The 15396-nt window shown below is 59.8% G+C and carries 14 protein-coding genes; all 14 read left to right on the forward strand.

Annotated features, from left to right (window positions below; genetic code table 11):
* Positions 1–366 precede the first annotated feature (366 nt).
* The 14 genes from C4S63_RS03925 (at position 367) to C4S63_RS03990 (ending at position 15393) form a co-directional block, all read left to right on the forward strand.
* Positions 367–1338, forward strand: a complete 972-nt coding sequence (locus tag C4S63_RS03925) for an acetyl-CoA carboxylase carboxyltransferase subunit alpha (protein WP_103916770.1) — start codon at positions 367–369, stop codon at positions 1336–1338.
* Between the two features lie 142 nt (positions 1339–1480).
* A complete protein-coding gene (gene tilS / locus C4S63_RS03930; protein ID WP_103916771.1) occupies positions 1481–2770 on the forward strand; it encodes a tRNA lysidine(34) synthetase TilS in 1290 nt (429 codons plus the stop codon).
* 291 nt (positions 2771–3061) lie between these two features.
* Entirely contained in the window at positions 3062–4963 is a 1902-nt protein-coding gene (locus C4S63_RS03935; RefSeq protein ID WP_103916772.1) for an ATP-dependent DNA helicase RecQ, read from the forward strand.
* 426 nt (positions 4964–5389) lie between these two features.
* The gene (locus tag C4S63_RS03940; protein ID WP_062818020.1) at positions 5390–7018 is read left to right on the forward strand and encodes a CTP synthase; all 1629 of its coding nucleotides are present in this window, start codon (positions 5390–5392) and stop codon (positions 7016–7018) included.
* A gap of 17 nt (positions 7019–7035) precedes the next feature.
* On the forward strand, positions 7036–7878 hold the full coding sequence (gene kdsA, locus C4S63_RS03945; protein WP_103916773.1) for a 3-deoxy-8-phosphooctulonate synthase: 843 nt from the start codon (positions 7036–7038) through the stop codon (positions 7876–7878).
* A gap of 20 nt (positions 7879–7898) precedes the next feature.
* Positions 7899–9191 carry a phosphopyruvate hydratase gene (gene eno, locus C4S63_RS03950; RefSeq protein WP_062818022.1) on the forward strand — a complete coding sequence of 431 codons (1293 nt, stop codon included), beginning with the start codon at positions 7899–7901 and terminating at the stop codon, positions 9189–9191.
* A 57-nt stretch (positions 9192–9248) separates the two neighbouring features.
* Positions 9249–9554, forward strand: coding sequence for a septum formation initiator family protein (locus tag C4S63_RS03955; RefSeq protein ID WP_062818023.1), 306 nt, complete (start codon positions 9249–9251; stop codon positions 9552–9554).
* A complete protein-coding gene (ispD, locus tag C4S63_RS03960) occupies positions 9551–10264 on the forward strand; it encodes a 2-C-methyl-D-erythritol 4-phosphate cytidylyltransferase (protein ID WP_103916774.1) in 714 nt (237 codons plus the stop codon). Before C4S63_RS03955 ends, ispD begins: the two co-directional genes overlap by 4 nt.
* A gap of 2 nt (positions 10265–10266) precedes the next feature.
* Complete coding sequence (gene ispF / locus C4S63_RS03965) at positions 10267–10752, forward strand: 2-C-methyl-D-erythritol 2,4-cyclodiphosphate synthase (protein ID WP_103917044.1); 486 nt, start codon at positions 10267–10269, stop codon at positions 10750–10752.
* Positions 10749–11765 (forward strand): tRNA pseudouridine(13) synthase TruD, encoded by a 1017-nt coding sequence (gene truD / locus C4S63_RS03970; RefSeq protein WP_103916775.1) that lies wholly within the window; start codon positions 10749–10751, stop codon positions 11763–11765. Before ispF ends, truD begins: the two co-directional genes overlap by 4 nt.
* 38 nt (positions 11766–11803) lie before the next feature.
* The gene (locus tag C4S63_RS03975) at positions 11804–12466 is read left to right on the forward strand and encodes a protein-L-isoaspartate(D-aspartate) O-methyltransferase (RefSeq protein WP_103916776.1); all 663 of its coding nucleotides are present in this window, start codon (positions 11804–11806) and stop codon (positions 12464–12466) included.
* Between the two features lie 181 nt (positions 12467–12647).
* Positions 12648–13556 (forward strand): DUF368 domain-containing protein, encoded by a 909-nt coding sequence (locus C4S63_RS03980; RefSeq protein WP_103916777.1) that lies wholly within the window; start codon positions 12648–12650, stop codon positions 13554–13556.
* An 87-nt stretch (positions 13557–13643) separates the two neighbouring features.
* The gene (locus tag C4S63_RS03985) at positions 13644–14444 is read left to right on the forward strand and encodes a peptidoglycan DD-metalloendopeptidase family protein (protein WP_103916778.1); all 801 of its coding nucleotides are present in this window, start codon (positions 13644–13646) and stop codon (positions 14442–14444) included.
* Positions 14445–14472: 28 nt separating this feature from the next.
* Complete coding sequence (locus C4S63_RS03990; RefSeq protein WP_103916779.1) at positions 14473–15393, forward strand: cation diffusion facilitator family transporter; 921 nt, start codon at positions 14473–14475, stop codon at positions 15391–15393.
* The last annotated feature ends 3 nt before the right edge of the window (positions 15394–15396 follow it).

A 15396-nucleotide genomic window follows, 5' to 3' on the forward strand; every position in this document is an offset into this window, starting at 1 on the left:
AGCTACAAGCTACAAGCTACAAGCTACAAGATACAAGCTACAAGCTACGATTGGATCGGGAGAAATGGAAAAGTTCCGGGTTGGACTCTGTTCCCCTTCCAAGCTTGGAAGCGTGGGCTGGGACGTGTTCGGTTTGCACTGCGCCAGCTCGTGTTGCAGCTTGCAGCTTGAGGCTTGCCGCTTGTCCTTGAAACAGTTTGCAACCTAGCGGTGCGCTTCGCGTCTCGACCTTGTCATCCGGTTACGGCTACACTTGTGCAGGCCAATTTCCGGCGTCATGGATGACGTTTCCGCCAGCCATGCGCCAGACACAAGGCGTACTATCCCGGCGCTTGCCAGCAAAACACCATAAACAGGCTCAGACATATGAACCCGAACTTCCTCGAATTTGAACAACCCATCGCAGACCTGGAAGCGAAAATCGAGGAGTTACGACTGGTTGGCAGTGGTAGCGAAGTCAATATTTCCGAGGAAGTGGCCAAGCTGCAGGAAAAGAGCATTTCGCTCACCGAAAATATTTTCAGCAACCTGAGTGCCTGGCAGATCTCCCAGCTGTCCCGCCATCCCAAGCGGCCTTACATGCTGGATTACATCAAGCGGATTTTCGCCGACTTCGACGAGCTGCACGGGGATCGGGCCTTTGCTGACGATCCGGCCATCGTCGGTGGCATTACCCGCCTGAATTCGAAGCCAGTGATGGTGATCGGTCATCAGAAAGGCCGCGAAGTGAAGGAGAAGGTGCGTCGCAATTTCGGCATGCCCAAGCCGGAAGGGTACCGCAAGGCCCTGCGACTGATGGAAATGGCCGAGCGATTCAAGATGCCCATTCTCACCTTTATCGACACCCCGGGTGCCTTTCCCGGTATTGATGCGGAAGAGCGGGGGCAGTCTGAAGCCATCGCCCGCAACCTGCGGGTCATGTCCCAGCTGAAAGTGCCGATCATCGCCACCGTCATCGGCGAGGGCGGCTCCGGCGGGGCGCTTGCCATTGGTGTCTGCGATCATCTGCAAATGCTGGAATTCTCTACCTACTCGGTGATCTCCCCGGAGGGTTGTGCCTCCATTCTCTGGCGCAGTGCCGACAAGGCGCCGGAAGCCGCCGCCGCCATGGGCCTGACTGCCGGTCGACTCCACGAGCTTGGCATTGTCGATCAGGTGATCAAGGAGCCCCTGGGCGGAGCCCACCGTGATTATGACCAAGCGGCCGATGCGATCCGCAAGGCCCTGGTGAAACAGCTGGATGCGCTCAAGGCCCTGGAGATAGACGCGCTGGTGGACCGCCGCTACGACCGCCTGATGAGCTACGGCAACGTGGATAGCGTCCCCGCTGACGAATAATCGATTACTGCCTCCCTGACTACCGGGTTAAGGCCCGGGCCCATGGATAGGGCAAGCGTCCTGCAACTGCTATGCTTGCAGGGTATGCGCTCAACCCTGAAGGTTGACCCTGTCTGTTTCCGTGCGAGTGATGACCTCCCCGATGCCAACGTCGCCACTGATTCCCGATCTGGCAGAACAGGCCCCGCCAGGGCCGCTGCTCCTTGCCTTTAGTGGTGGGCTGGATTCTTCCCTGCTGTTGCAGCTGCTGGTTGAGGCTGGGCTGGGGCCACGGTTGCGCGTGGTGCATATCAATCATCAACTGCAGCCAGACAGCGCGAACTGGGCAGCTCACTGCGAGCAGAGGGTTGCCGGGCTGGCTTTGCCATTCCGGGTGGTCACGGTAACGGTCGATACGGACAAGGGTATCGAAGCCGGGGCCCGCCAGGCCCGCTATCAGGCCCTGTTTGCGGACGCCCGGCATGACGGCGCCACGGTGATCACTGCCCATCACCGGGATGACCAGGCGGAAACCCTGTTGTTGCGATTGTTGCGTGGTGCCGGCGTGCAAGGCCTGGCGGCCATGGGAGCGCTGGATCATCGTCAGGGGACGACCCTCTGGCGCCCCCTGCTGGACCTGCCTCGCTCTGCATTGGAGCGTAGTGCCCGGGAGAGGGGGCTGCAATGGCAGGAAGATCCCAGTAATCAGGATCAACGCCTGCGCCGCAACTATCTGCGCCACAGTATTTTACCGGCCCTGCGTCAGCGCTGGCGGGGTGCCGATGAAATCCTGGCCCGAACCGCCAGGCACATGAGTGATGCCAGTGAATTGCTGGACGAAAGGGCGCAGGAGGATGCCGACGCCTGTGGTGTCAACGGTCAACAATTTCCATTGGCCGGATTGGCAGCCTTGCGCCCGGCCCGACAGCGCAACCTGTTGCGCTGGTGGCTCCATCGCCAGGGCGCCAGTGCGCCCAGCGCCGCGGTGCTTGCCGAATTGCTGGCCCTGCAGGATGCCGCGGAGGATAGCCAGGCCAGGGTGGAGTGGGGGCACTGGGCCGTGCGCTTGTTCCGGGGGGCACTGTATCTGCTCCCCCGTGAGGCCCTGGCACCCTGGCAGGGCACCTTGTCCTGGCCGCAGGGGGCGCCGCCGCCATCACTGCCATTCTGGCAACTGTCGCCCACAGCCGGGGAGGGCGGAATAAGCCTGATGCGGCCGCCAGGCGATCTGACCCTGCGTCCCTTTACCGGTGGCACGCGCTTGCTGCGCAACGGCATGCACCAGCGCATCAAGGAACTGTGGCGAGCGGCTGGCGTGCCCCCCTGGCAGCGGCATCAATGGCCACTGGTATATCGGGGCGAGACGCTGGTATCGGTGCCGTTGGTGGGGGTGGCCGATGGCGAAGAGGCTGATCAATGCGAAGAATGGTTTTTGTTGCCGCACTCCCGTTAGCGATGTGAAGTGATGTATGCACCGCGAACGCTGCTTAAGGTGCAGTTCGCCTCCGGCTCAGTGCACCCTGCGATGACATGGGATGGCGGTAGGAGCTGGACGTATCGTTGGCCGTCTCCACACCAATACAGGCGACGAGCCTCATTGGCCAATGTCCTACGGGGTTGATCAACACTGACTGATATAGACGGGGATTTTGGGTCTGTACCCTGAGGTCTTGGATCTGCAAGGTGGCTCCCATGACCTCTGCCTCCTTGCTCTGAACTTCCGTCTGACTACCGAAGAGCCTTCATGCAAGACGTGCAGCAATTACTTCAACAGACATTCAAACTCCAGACCTTCCGTCCCGGTCAGCAGGCCGTCATCGACGCGCTACTGGCCGGGCGTTCGGCGCTGGCCGTGTTTCCCACCGGCGGTGGCAAGAGCCTGTGTTATCAGTTGCCGGCATTGATGCTGGATGGGCTGACGCTGGTTGTGTCGCCGTTGATTGCGCTGATGAAGGATCAGGTAGACCAGCTTAATCGGTTGAATATCCCGGCAGCACGACTGGATTCCAGTGTGGATGCCGGTGAGCTGCAGGCGATCTATCAAGGGCTCGACGATGGCACCATCAAGCTGCTCTATGTGGCGCCGGAGCGCCTCGGCAACGAGCGTTTTCTGGCACGGCTGAAACGCCTGTCGATCAGCATGATGGCAGTGGATGAGGCGCACTGTGTGTCCGAGTGGGGACATAACTTTCGCCCCGACTATCTGAAACTGGCGCAGCTGGCCCGGGATCTCAAGGTTGGGCGGGTGTTGGCACTGACGGCTACGGCCACTCCGCAGGTGGCAGAGCAGATTTGCGACAGTTTCGAGATCGCCGGGGCGGATCATATCCAGACCGGGTTTTTCCGTCCCAATCTGGCCCTGGCGGTGCGCCCTTGCCGCACCGACGAGCGTGATCAGTACCTGCTGGAACAGCTCACCAGCCGGCCTGCCGAGTCCACCATCGTGTATGTCACCTTGCAGAAGACCGCTGAGACAGTGGCGGCTTTTTTACAGAAACAGGGATTGAAGGCGCAGGCCTACCACGCCGGGCTGAAAGACGAGCCCCGCCATCAGGTGCAAGAGGCCTTCATGGCGGGTGAGGCCGATATCGTGGTTGCCACCATCGCCTTCGGGATGGGCATCGACAAGGCAGACATTCGTGCGATCTACCACTACAACCTACCCAAGTCCCTGGAAAATTATATGCAGGAAATTGGCCGGGCCGGGCGCGACGGGGAACCTGCACACTGTCAGCTGCTGGCCAACCCGGACGACCTGACGGTTCTGGAGAATTTCACCTATGGGGATACACCGGACAGTGGGTCGCTGGCCGCCCTGATTCGCTGGCTTCTGGCACAGCCAGCCCAGTTCGATCTTTCTGTTCATGAGTTGTCCGGCCAATTCGATGTGCGCCCCTTGGTCATCAACACCTTGCTCACTTATCTGGAACTGGATGGGGTGGTGCGCGCCACGGCGCCGTTCTATACCGAATACAAAGTGGCGTTCCCGTCCTCCCGGGAGGCGGTTCTGGCTGGCTTTGACCCGGACCGGGCCGGTTTTCTGGAGCGCCTGTTTGCCACCGGCAAGGAGGGGCGTATCTGGTTGACCCTGCGGCCTATTGATGCCGCCCAGACCTTGGGAGAGGACCGCTTGCGAATTCTCAATGCCCTGAACTATCTGGAGCAGCAGCAGAAGATCGAGTTACGGGTGGCCGGTGTACGTCAGGGGTATCGGATGCTGAATGTGCCAGCGGATCCTGAGCCAGTGATACAGCGTATGCAGGAGCAGTTTACGCTGCGAGAGCAGCGCGATATTCAGCGTCTGCAGACTGTGTGTGACTGGGCAGAGAGCACCGAGTGCCACCAACAGGCATTGGTGCGCTATTTCGGCGAGACCCTGGCGGCCCCCTGCGGCCAGTGCAGTGTGTGCCTCGGGGAAAAGCCGCAGTTGCCAGCCCGTCGTCGCAGGGCACCGGACCTGGCACTGATACAGGCTGTCCGTGAGGAAAACCATCAGGCGCTGGCTTCACCCCGGCAACTGGCCCGTTTTCTCTGCGGCATCAGCAGCCCCCGGGCCAGCCGTGCCCGGCTGGCCCGGCACCCGGCGTTTGGCTCGCAGATGGACGCGCCGTTTTCCGAGGTGCTGGCCGCCTGCGAGAGTGCCTGATGTGGGGAACGTGGGGTGTGGCCCCGGGAGGCGTTTCGAGGAGCGAGTTGCGGGTGACGAAAGGCCTGCCCGGTTTTGCATTTCGGGGCTCGCCCCTCGCAACTCGCTGGGTCTGATAAGTCGCACCGGAAGTCGGAATAAGGCCTTAGGGGATCCGGATGCGTTTGTAACGGGTAACGTCCGGCACCACTTTTTACGCTCACAGGAGCGATTCCGATTGAGGCGAACGACGCCTTCTGTTAACATTTTCTCCCGTCCTGATGTAGCGCAAGCCCCTGAATTTTCAGGTGTTCAACCATCACTTGCGTAGCTGGCCAACCCGATTCAGAAAGCCCCTTGCCCGTGTCATGCGTGCAGGGTGTTTTTTTATTGGTGCCGGTTACACTGGTGAGAGTGCTACCAACCCACTAGCAATCTGGTGAGTGCATGTCACGTTTCATCTTTGTCACCGGCGGTGTGGTGTCGTCTCTGGGTAAGGGGATCACTTCCGCATCCCTGGCCACTTTGTTGGAAGCCCGCGGCCTCAACGTCACCCTGATCAAAATGGATCCCTACATCAATGTGGATCCTGGCACCATGAGCCCTTACCAGCACGGTGAGGTATTCGTGACCGAAGACGGCGCCGAAACCGACCTGGACCTGGGTCACTACGAGCGTTTTATCCGCACTCGCCTGAGCCGCCGCAACAGCTTTACCACCGGCCGTGTCTATCAGGACGTGCTGGACAAGGAGCGTCGCGGCGAGTACCTGGGCGCCACCGTCCAGGTCATTCCCCATATTACCGACGAGATCAAGCTGAAGATCCGCGAAGGGGCAGGGGATGCGGATGTGGCCATCGTGGAAATCGGTGGTACCGCCGGTGACATCGAGTCCTTGCCGTTTCTGGAGGCAGCCCGGCAGATGCGCGTGGAGCTGGGGTCCAGCCAGTCCCTCCTGGTGCACCTGACCCTGGTGCCCTATATCGCCACCGCCGGCGAGATCAAGACCAAACCCACCCAGCATTCCGTGAAAGAGCTGCGTTCCATCGGCCTGCAGCCGGATATTCTGGTATGCCGTGCGGATGACCCGATTCCGCAGAGCGCCCGGGACAAGATCGCCCTGTTCACCAATGTGGAAGCCCGGGCGGTGATTTCCTCGCCGGACTGCAAAACCATTTACCAGGTACCCCGCGGCATGCACGAGCAGGGCCTGGATGCCATCGTGGTGGACAAGTTCGGGCTGGATTTGCCGGAACCGGATCTGAGCGAGTGGGATCGAGTGGTGGAAGCCCAGCTCAACCCGGAGAATGAAGTCACCGTGGGCATGGTGGGCAAGTACATCGAACTGGTGGATGCGTACAAGTCACTCAACGAGGCTCTGATCCACGCGGGCATCAGCAACCGGGCCAAGGTCAATATCCTCTACCTGGATGCGGAAGATATTGAGCGCGAGGGCACCGGCGTGCTGGCCAATCTGGACGCCATCCTGGTGCCCGGCGGGTTTGGCGACCGGGGCACTGAAGGCAAGATTGCCGCGATTCGCTACGCCCGCGAAAACAAGGTGCCATACCTGGGTATCTGCCTTGGCATGCAACTGGCGGTGATCGAATATGCCCGTCACGTGGCCGGCATCGAAAAGGCGCACTCTTCCGAACTGCGTCCGGATACGCCGGACCCGGTCGTGGGGCTGATCACCGAGTGGACCACAGAAGATGGCCACAAGGAGCAACGCTCGGAAGAATCCGATCTGGGTGGCACCATGCGTCTGGGTGGTCAGGAATGTATTCTGGAGGCGGGCAGCCGTGCGGCCGAGTGTTACGGCAGCACCCGCATCGTCGAGCGTCACCGTCATCGCTACGAAGTGAACAATAATTACCTGCCCCAGCTGGAAGGCGCCGGTCTGAAGATTGTCGGTCGCTCCGTGGATGGTGAACTGGTGGAAGTGATCGAAGTGGCAGACCACCCTTGGTTTGTGGCCTGTCAGTTCCACCCGGAGTTTACCTCCACGCCTCGTGATGGCCATGGCCTGTTCAAGGGTTATGTGGCCGCAGCTCTGGCGGCACAGAAAACACACTAAGGAAAGGTGATCCCGTAATGCAGAAGACCATCAAACTCGGCGAGCTGGAATTTGCCAACGACAAGCCTATGGCCCTATTCGGTGGCATGAATGTGCTGGAATCCCGTGATCTGGCCATGCAGGTGGCGGAAGCATATGCGGAAGTGACCAGCAAACTGGGCATTCCCTGGGTGTTCAAGGCCAGCTTTGACAAGGCCAACCGCTCCTCGCTGAGTTCCTACCGGGGCCCGGGTATGGACGAAGGCCTGAAGATCTTTGAAGAGATCAAGCGGACCTTCAACTGCCCGCTGATCACCGATGTGCATGAACCCTATCAGGCCGCACCAGTGGCAGAGGTGTGCGATATCATCCAGTTGCCGGCCTTTCTGGCGCGGCAGACCGATCTGGTGGTGGCCATGGCGAAAACCGGTGCCATCATCAATATCAAGAAACCCCAGTTCCTCGCTCCCCACGAGATGAGCCACATCCTGCACAAGTGCGAGGATGCCGGGAACGATCAGCTTATCCTCTGCGAGCGTGGTTCCAGTTTCGGGTACAACAACCTGGTCGTGGATATGCTCGGCTTCGGCATCATGAAGAAGTTCAATTACCCGGTGTTTTTCGACGTGACCCATGCCCTGCAGAAGCCGGGCGGTCGCGCTGACAGCGCCGATGGCCGCCGTGCCCAGGTGGCCGAACTGGGCCGTGCCGGCATCAGCCAGGGTATAGCCGGACTGTTCCTGGAGGCCCATCCGGATCCGGATAATGCCAAATGCGATGGCCCCTGCGCCCTGCGATTGGACCGTCTGGAGCCATTCCTTGCCCAGATGCAAACGCTGGATAATACCGTCAAGGCACTGCCTGCCTTTGAAAACAACTGATTGAAGAGAGATTGACTGTCATGTCCAAGATCGTTGACATCAAAGCCCGCGAAATTCTCGACTCCCGTGGCAATCCCACCATTGAAGCCGATGTGGTTCTGGAATCCGGTGCTTCCGGCAGTGCCTGTGCCCCCAGTGGCGCATCCACCGGCTCCCGTGAAGCGCTGGAACTGCGCGATGGTGACAAGGCCCGATACCTGGGCAAGGGCGTTACCAAGGCCGTTGGCAATGTGAATTCTGCCATCCGTGAATTGCTGGTGGGTATGGACGCCTGCGACCAGAAGGCGCTGGACAAGGCCATGATCGATGCCGACGGCACCGAGAACAAGGCCAAGTTCGGTGCCAATGCGATTCTCGCCGTGTCCCTGGCCGCCGCCAAAGCCGCTGCCATCGATCAGGGCAAGCCCTTGTACGAGTACATTTCCGACCTGCAGGACGACGACAACGAGTACTCCTTGCCGGTGCCGATGATGAACATCATCAACGGCGGCGAACACGCGGATAACAACGTGGATATCCAGGAGTTCATGATCCAGCCGGTGGGCGCGCCCACCGTGGCCGAGGCCATCCGTTATGGTGCTGAGATCTTCCATGCCCTGAAAGGCGTGCTGAAAAAACGTGGGCTGAACACCGCAGTGGGTGACGAAGGCGGTTTCGCCCCGGACCTGCCCAGCAACGAGGCCGCCCTTGAAGCCATCATGGAAGCCATCGAGATTGCCGGCTACAAAGCCGGTGATGACGTGACTCTGGCCCTGGATTGCGCTGCCAGCGAATTCTACAAGGATGGAAAATACGTGCTGGCCGGCGAAGGCCGCAGCATGAACTCCGAAGAATTTGCCAGCTACCTGGCGGAGCTGTGCGACCGTTATCCGATTATCTCCATCGAAGACGGCATGGATGAATCTGACTGGGATGGCTGGAAAATCCTGACCGAGAAGCTGGGTAACAAGGTGCAGCTGGTGGGCGACGACCTGTTCGTGACCAACACCAAAATCCTCAAGCGCGGTATTGATGAAGGGGTGGCCAACTCGATCCTGATCAAGTTCAACCAGATCGGTTCTCTCACCGAAACCCTGGATGCCATCAAGATGGCCAAGGATGCAGGATACACCGCGGTCATTTCCCACCGTAGCGGTGAAACCGCCGACAGCACCATCGCCGACCTGGCCGTTGCCACTGCCGCCGGCCAGATCAAGACCGGCTCCCTGTGTCGCTCGGATCGTGTTGCCAAGTACAACCGTCTGATTCGCATTGAGCAGGAACTGGGCCGTGCCGCCTACCATGGCCGCAAAGAGTTCAAGTTCCTCGGCTAAATGATGTCGGAGACCAAGCCCAGCAGAGCAGCCAAGGGATCGGGAAAGCGGGAGGCCATGCAGTTGTCTCCCGCCAGACAGATCGTGATTGCGCTGCTGGCGCTGGTGTTCGTCGGTCTGCAGGCTCGCCTGTGGTTCGGCGAAGGCAGTGTTCGGCACGTGGCCACCCTGGAAAAAGAGGTGGCCGCACTCAAGCAGAGCAATGCCAAATTGAATGAGCGGAACCGCTTGATGGCTGCTGACGTGAGAGATCTCAAGCGGGGCACCGAAGCGGTGGAAGAGATTGCCCGAAAGGACCTGGGCATGATCCGCGACGGTGAAACCTTCTTCCTGATTCTCGAACAACCCCGGGGCGGCGAGTGAATCCAGTCATTGGCGGCCCCCTCTATGCGGTGGTACCGGCTGCCGGTATCGGTGAACGCATGGGGGCAGGTTTTCCCAAGCAATACCTGTCCCTGGCCGGGAAAACCCTGGCCGAACATACCCTCAATCGTCTGTTGTCGTTTGCGCCTATCGACAGGGTTCTGGTGGCCGTATCCGCGCAGGACCCCTGGTGGCCGACCCTGGGGGTTTCCTCTCATCCCCGGATTGCCACCGTTACCGGTGGGGCGGCACGGGCGGAATCCGTGCGCAATGGTGTTAGCCAGGCCCTGGCGCTGGGTGGAGAAAGCGCCTGGGTGCTGGTCCATGACATGGCCCGACCCCTGGTGCGGTTATCGGATATTCAAAACCTGCTCGATCAGACGGACAGGCAGGGTGCCATCCTGGCACTGCCCGTGGTGGATACCATCAAGCAGGCGGATGACAGTAACCACATTTCGGCGACCTTGAATCGTGACTGCATCTGGCGAGCCCTGACTCCGCAACTGTTTCCCGCACGCCCGCTGCTCGACGCGCTGCAGGGCGATCTCACCGGGATTACCGATGAAGCGTCCGCCATGGAAAGAGCCGGTTGCAGTCCGGCGCTGGTGGCCGGCCATGGCGACAATATCAAGATTACCGTGCCGGAAGACCTGGCCCTGGCGCGCTATTATCTGGGCCGCCAGCTGGGCGATGAGGAGAACATGTTGTGAGTATCCGTATCGGTCAGGGTTTTGATGTCCATGCCTTCACGGAAGGTGACCATGTCATGCTGGGTGGCGTGGCGATTCCCCATGACCAGGGGCTCAAGGCCCATTCAGATGGGGATGTGGCGCTGCATGCTTTCTCGGATGCCTTGCTTGGCGCTCTGGCGCTGGGTGACATCGGCCATTATTTCCCCGACACAGACCCACAGTGGAAGGGCGCGGATTCCGGCAAGCTGCTTGCCGCGATTTATCAGGATGTGACCGCTGCCGGCTGGCAACTGGGCAATGCGGATCTGACTGTTATTTGCCAGGCCCCTAAACTGGCACCCCATATCGGCGCCATGCGTCAGCGTATTGCTGACCTGCTCGGTTGCAGTGCGGCACAGATTTCGGTGAAGGCGACCACCACCGAAAAGCTGGGCTTCACCGGCCGCAAGGAAGGCATTGCAGTGCAGGCGGTCGTGCTGCTGGTGGCAACAGCGGGGCCCCGATGAGCCTGCCTCGCGCCCATGGTGGCCCGGCGGCCAGGGGAGTATTGAAAGCCTCTCCTGCGGATTTCCAGGTAGTCGAACATATGCACGTGCGCCCGGAGGGCGAGGGTGAGCATCTGTGGCTGGAAATCGAGAAAAGCGGCTGGAATACGGAAGATGTGGCCTTGCTGCTGGCCAAGCAGGCGGGCGTTCACCGTCTGGCCGTGGGGTACAGTGGACTCAAGGACAAGCATGCCATTACCCGCCAGTGGTTCAGCCTGCACCTGCCGGGCAAGGACGATCCTGACTTTGTCTGGCCTGAAGGACTGCGGCTTTTGCAGGGGATACGGCACCGACGCAAGCTGAATCGGGGTACCCACCGGGCCAACGGCTTTGTGCTTCGCGTTACCGGTTTTCAGGGTGATCGTCAGACTGTGGAGCAGCAACTGGCGACCATTGATCGCCAGGGCGTGCCGAATTATTTCGGCGAGCAACGCTTTGGTCGTGGTGAAGGCAATCTGGTTCGCGGTACAGCATGGTTGAGTGGCGGCGAAGCGCCCCGCAAGAAAGCCCTGCGCAGCTTATGGCTGTCAGCAGTGCGCAGCGACCTGTTCAATCGTGTGCTGGCCGAGCGCGTTGAACGCCAATGCTGGGACCGGGTACTGGCTGGCGACCTGCTGCAGCCGGAAGGAAGTCGTGGTCTGTTTCCGGCGGACGAGGATCCTGACGCCGGGGAAAGGGTGATTGCCGGTCAGGTTCATCCCACCGGCCCTTTGCCGGGGGTGCCGGGCATGGCATCATCTGGCCCTTGCCGGGAACTGGAGCAGCAGGTGCTTGCTCCGCATGCCACCGTTATCCACGGCCTGTGCAAGATGGGTGTTGACGAAGCTCGTCGGGCCACACGCTTGCCGGTACGGGACTTGCAATGGTCCTGGCAATCGGAAAGGGAAGGAGAAGCGTGTCTGGAGCTGGCGTTTACGCTGCCTACAGGCGCTTTTGCCACGACAGTGATGGCGGAAATTATAAAGCCTGAATAATCCGCCGAGAGGCAAATCCAGAGGCAAAAGAAGTACAGATGGATATCCAACTTAGTGGCATCGGCATGACCTCTGCTCGGACCCGGGATCGTCTGGTGCAGCGGCTACGCGATGCCGGCATCAGTGATGAGCGGGTACTTGATGCCATTCGCAATACTCCACGTCACCTGTTTATTGAAGAAGCCCTGGCTCACCAGGCCTACGACGATACCGCGCTGCCCATCGGCCACGGCCAGACCATATCCCAGCCGTGGGTGGTGGCACGTATGACCGAATTGTTGATCGCTAACGGCAGGCCCACCAAGGTACTGGAGATCGGTACCGGCTGTGGTTATCAGACAGCGGTGCTGGCCCAGTTCTGTGATGCACTTTATTCCGTGGAACGGATCCGGCCGTTACAGGATCAGGCGCGCAAGCGGTTGATAAAGCTGGGCCTGGCGCGGGTACAACTCAAACATGCGGATGGCGGTTTCGGCTGGAAGAGCGAAGCGCCTTTTGATGGCATTCTCGCCGCCTGTGCCCGTGCAGAAATTCCCGATGATTTGTTGTCACAACTGGCAGACGGCGGTCGTCTGGTGATGCCGGTGGGTGGTGACCGTCAGCAGATCCTCACGGTCGTCGACCGCGACGGAGACAAGTTTCATGTGCAATCACTGGATGCTGTTCGTTTTGTGCCGTTCCAGCGTGGGGTAATGCGATAAGGCAGCTACAAGCTTCAAACTACAAGCTACAAGGCGCGACCAGAATGGAAATTAGCGAATAAGCATTGCCCGCGGCCAATCGTCTGGAGCGCGGAATCTGGTGGCGATGAAACTACAATACTGAGCCCGTGTTGCAGCTTGAAGCTTGTAGCTTGCGGCTTATCAACAACGCAGGGGCAACATGATCCGACCCGGTATTTTTTTTCGCGGCATGGCCATGGGCGCGGCCGATGTGGTGCCCGGTGTGTCTGGTGGCACCCTGGCGTTGATCACGGGCATTTATGAAGAGTTGATCGATACCCTGGGGGGGCTGACACCGCGCCTGCTGAAGGTGTGGCGCCAGCAGGGTTTCATGGCGTTCTGGGCCCAGGCCAACCTGACTTTTCTGATCACCCTGTTAGCGGGCATCGTCACGAGTATTGCCCTGCTGGCCCGCCTGATAACCTGGCTGCTGGATACCCATCCAGTGCCGGTATGGGCTTTCTTCAGCGGCCTGATTCTGGCCAGTATCTTTCTGGTGTTAAAACCCCTGCAACAGCGAGGGGGCGCTCAGATTATGGCGTTTTTGGCAGGCACCGCCGTGGCCGTTGCTATCAGCTTGGCCCCCGCCCTGTCGGCAGTGGGGAGCGGCGCCACGGTGTTTTTCTTCAGTGGCATGCTGGCTATCTGTGCCATGATCCTGCCCGGCATTTCCGGCAGTTTTATCCTTCTTTTACTGGGAATGTACCAACCGGTGCTGGAGGCGGTGAAGCAAGGTGAGATACCGTTGTTGCTGGCTTTTATGGCCGGCTGCGCCATCGGGCTGCTGAGTTTTGTGCATGTGCTTAAATGGACCCTGCACCGTTACCACGACACGGTAATGGCGTTGCTCGCCGGGTTTATGGCCGGTTCGCTGCTGAAACTGTGGCCCTGGCGGATAGCGGAAGGTGAGGGTGTGGCTGATCGCTGGCTCACACCCGCGCAATACGCCACCCTGACCGGCGAGGGGGCGCAACTGGGACTGGCCCTGTTGGCCGCGCTGATGGCGTCCGTGCTGGTGTGGCTATTGTATCGGCTGGCGCCGGTGCATAATGTTGCGCAGGGCTCGTAGCCAATGCATTTCGGTACCGCGGGCGGGTACCCTTACGACGGAGTGGGTAATGGTTTGCCAACAGGCGACAGGTAGCAATTCCTTCTGATGCGTACCCTGGCGACGGCATTGATATTCCTGATGGTCAGCGGCTGCAGTGCGCGTAATTTCGCGCCGGTTGTTGATATCTACGGACAAGAGCCGCGAACCAGCAAGGTAACGGCGGGGACCCATGAAGTGCGTCGCGGCGAGACGCTTTACTCCATTGCCTGGCGTTATGGCTGGGACTATCGAGAGCTGGCCCGCGCCAACCGCATACCGGCGCCCTATACCATTTATCCGGGACAGCGAATTTCCCTGGCCTTGAAAGCCCCCGCCAGCAGTGGCTCACCTTCGTCAACCGGCAACAGCAAACCGGCAACGCAAACCGCAAGCAAACCTCAACGCCAACCCGTCAGTAAGCCGGAACCGGCCAAGCCGCAAACCCCGCCTGCCTCCAAAACGTCTGATACAGCTTCTGCCGGCTCCACGGTGGGTCCGGTGAGCTGGCGTTGGCCGGCAGGGGGCCAGGTTGTGGAGACCTTTTCCAGTGCCAATCATGGTCGCAAGGGGATAGCTATTTCCGGTAAAAACAACAGCCCGGTGGTGGCAGCCGCAGACGGCCGGGTGGTGTATCGCGGCAGCGGCTTGACCGGGTACGGCAATCTGCTCATTCTCAAGCACAGTGATCGCTGGTTAAGCGCCTACGCCCATAATGACAAGATGCTGGTGAAAGAAGGCGATGCAGTGAAAGCCGGACAGCAAATCGCCGCCATGGGAGCCACCGGTACTTTCCGGACTCAGCTGCATTTCGAGATTCGCAAGGACGGCAAACCCGTGGATCCGCTCCTCTATCTGCCGAAGAAATAGCCTCCATGGTCGCTAACGGAATGCATTCATGACCAGTGAAAACCGCCGGGAACATCGCCTGTTGATGATCGCCGCACTGGCGTCAATCGTCACCGCGTTGCTGCTGATTGCCGCCAAGACGGTGGCCTGGCTGATGACCGGGTCGGTGAGTCTGCTGGCATCCCTGGTGGATTCGGTGATGGATTCGCTGGCCTCGCTGATCAATTTCTTTGCCATTCGCTATTCCCTGGTGCCCGCGGATGAGGAACATCGCTTTGGCCATGGCAAGGCGGAAGCCCTGGCGGGTCTGGGGCAGGCAATTTTCATTGCCGGCTCGTCGCTATTCCTGATCCAGCAGTCCGTTTTCAAATTGATGGATCCGCAACCGATTGAGCAGAACGCCGTGGGGGTCGCGGTGATGGTTTTTTCCATCGTGCTGACTTTCGGACTGCTGCTGATCCAGAAATTCGTGGTCAGAGAGACCGGTTCAACCGCCATCGAGGCGGATTCGCTTCACTATCTGTCAGATCTCTCTGTCAATGCAGGGATCATCCTGGTGCTGGTGGTCAGCCAATACGGTTTTCTGTGGCTGGATGGGGCCATGGGGCTAGTGATAGCCCTGTTTATTCTTTACAGCGCCTGGTCGATTGCCGGCGAGTCCATCCAGTTGCTGCTGGACCGTGAGATACCCGGTGATGTGCGCGATGTGATTGGCGCCATTGTGGCGGAGCATTCCCCGGCATTGGGTTTCCATGACCTGCGTACCCGCCAGTCTGGGCGCACCCAGTTTATCCAACTGCATGTGGATATGGATCAGAACCTGTCATTGCGGGAAGCCCATGATCTGGCCGAACGTATCGAGCGGGGAATCCGTCAGGCTTATCCGGCGGCGGATGTGATTATCCATCAGGATCCGGTGGCGGTGGGCCCCAGCGTGCCGCTGTCCCGTCCAGAAAAAAACGATTCCTGATCC

Origin of the sequence: Alcanivorax sp. DSM 26293, from assembly GCF_900107995.1 — a bacterium.
GTDB lineage: Bacteria > Pseudomonadota > Gammaproteobacteria > Pseudomonadales > Alcanivoracaceae > Alcanivorax.

Bases quoted from the DNA above. Each gene is read 5' to 3' on its own strand.
- C4S63_RS03925 (WP_103916770.1), top strand. From the start codon at position 367: ATGAACCCGAACTTCCTCGAATTTGAACAACCCATCGCAGACCTGGAA.
- C4S63_RS03975 (WP_103916776.1), top strand. From the start codon at position 11,804: ATGGATATCCAACTTAGTGGCATCGGCATGACCTCTGCTCGGACCCGG.
- C4S63_RS03990 (WP_103916779.1), top strand. From the start codon at position 14,473: ATGACCAGTGAAAACCGCCGGGAACATCGCCTGTTGATGATCGCCGCA.
- C4S63_RS03980 (WP_103916777.1), top strand. From the start codon at position 12,648: ATGATCCGACCCGGTATTTTTTTTCGCGGCATGGCCATGGGCGCGGCC.
- C4S63_RS03955 (WP_062818023.1), top strand. From the start codon at position 9,249: ATGCAGTTGTCTCCCGCCAGACAGATCGTGATTGCGCTGCTGGCGCTG.
- truD (WP_103916775.1), top strand. From the start codon at position 10,749: ATGAGCCTGCCTCGCGCCCATGGTGGCCCGGCGGCCAGGGGAGTATTG.
- tilS (WP_103916771.1), top strand. From the start codon at position 1,481: ATGCCAACGTCGCCACTGATTCCCGATCTGGCAGAACAGGCCCCGCCA.
- C4S63_RS03935 (WP_103916772.1), top strand. From the start codon at position 3,062: ATGCAAGACGTGCAGCAATTACTTCAACAGACATTCAAACTCCAGACC.
- C4S63_RS03985 (WP_103916778.1), top strand. From the start codon at position 13,644: ATGCGTACCCTGGCGACGGCATTGATATTCCTGATGGTCAGCGGCTGC.
- C4S63_RS03940 (WP_062818020.1), top strand. From the start codon at position 5,390: ATGTCACGTTTCATCTTTGTCACCGGCGGTGTGGTGTCGTCTCTGGGT.
- eno (WP_062818022.1), top strand. From the start codon at position 7,899: ATGTCCAAGATCGTTGACATCAAAGCCCGCGAAATTCTCGACTCCCGT.
- kdsA (WP_103916773.1), top strand. From the start codon at position 7,036: ATGCAGAAGACCATCAAACTCGGCGAGCTGGAATTTGCCAACGACAAG.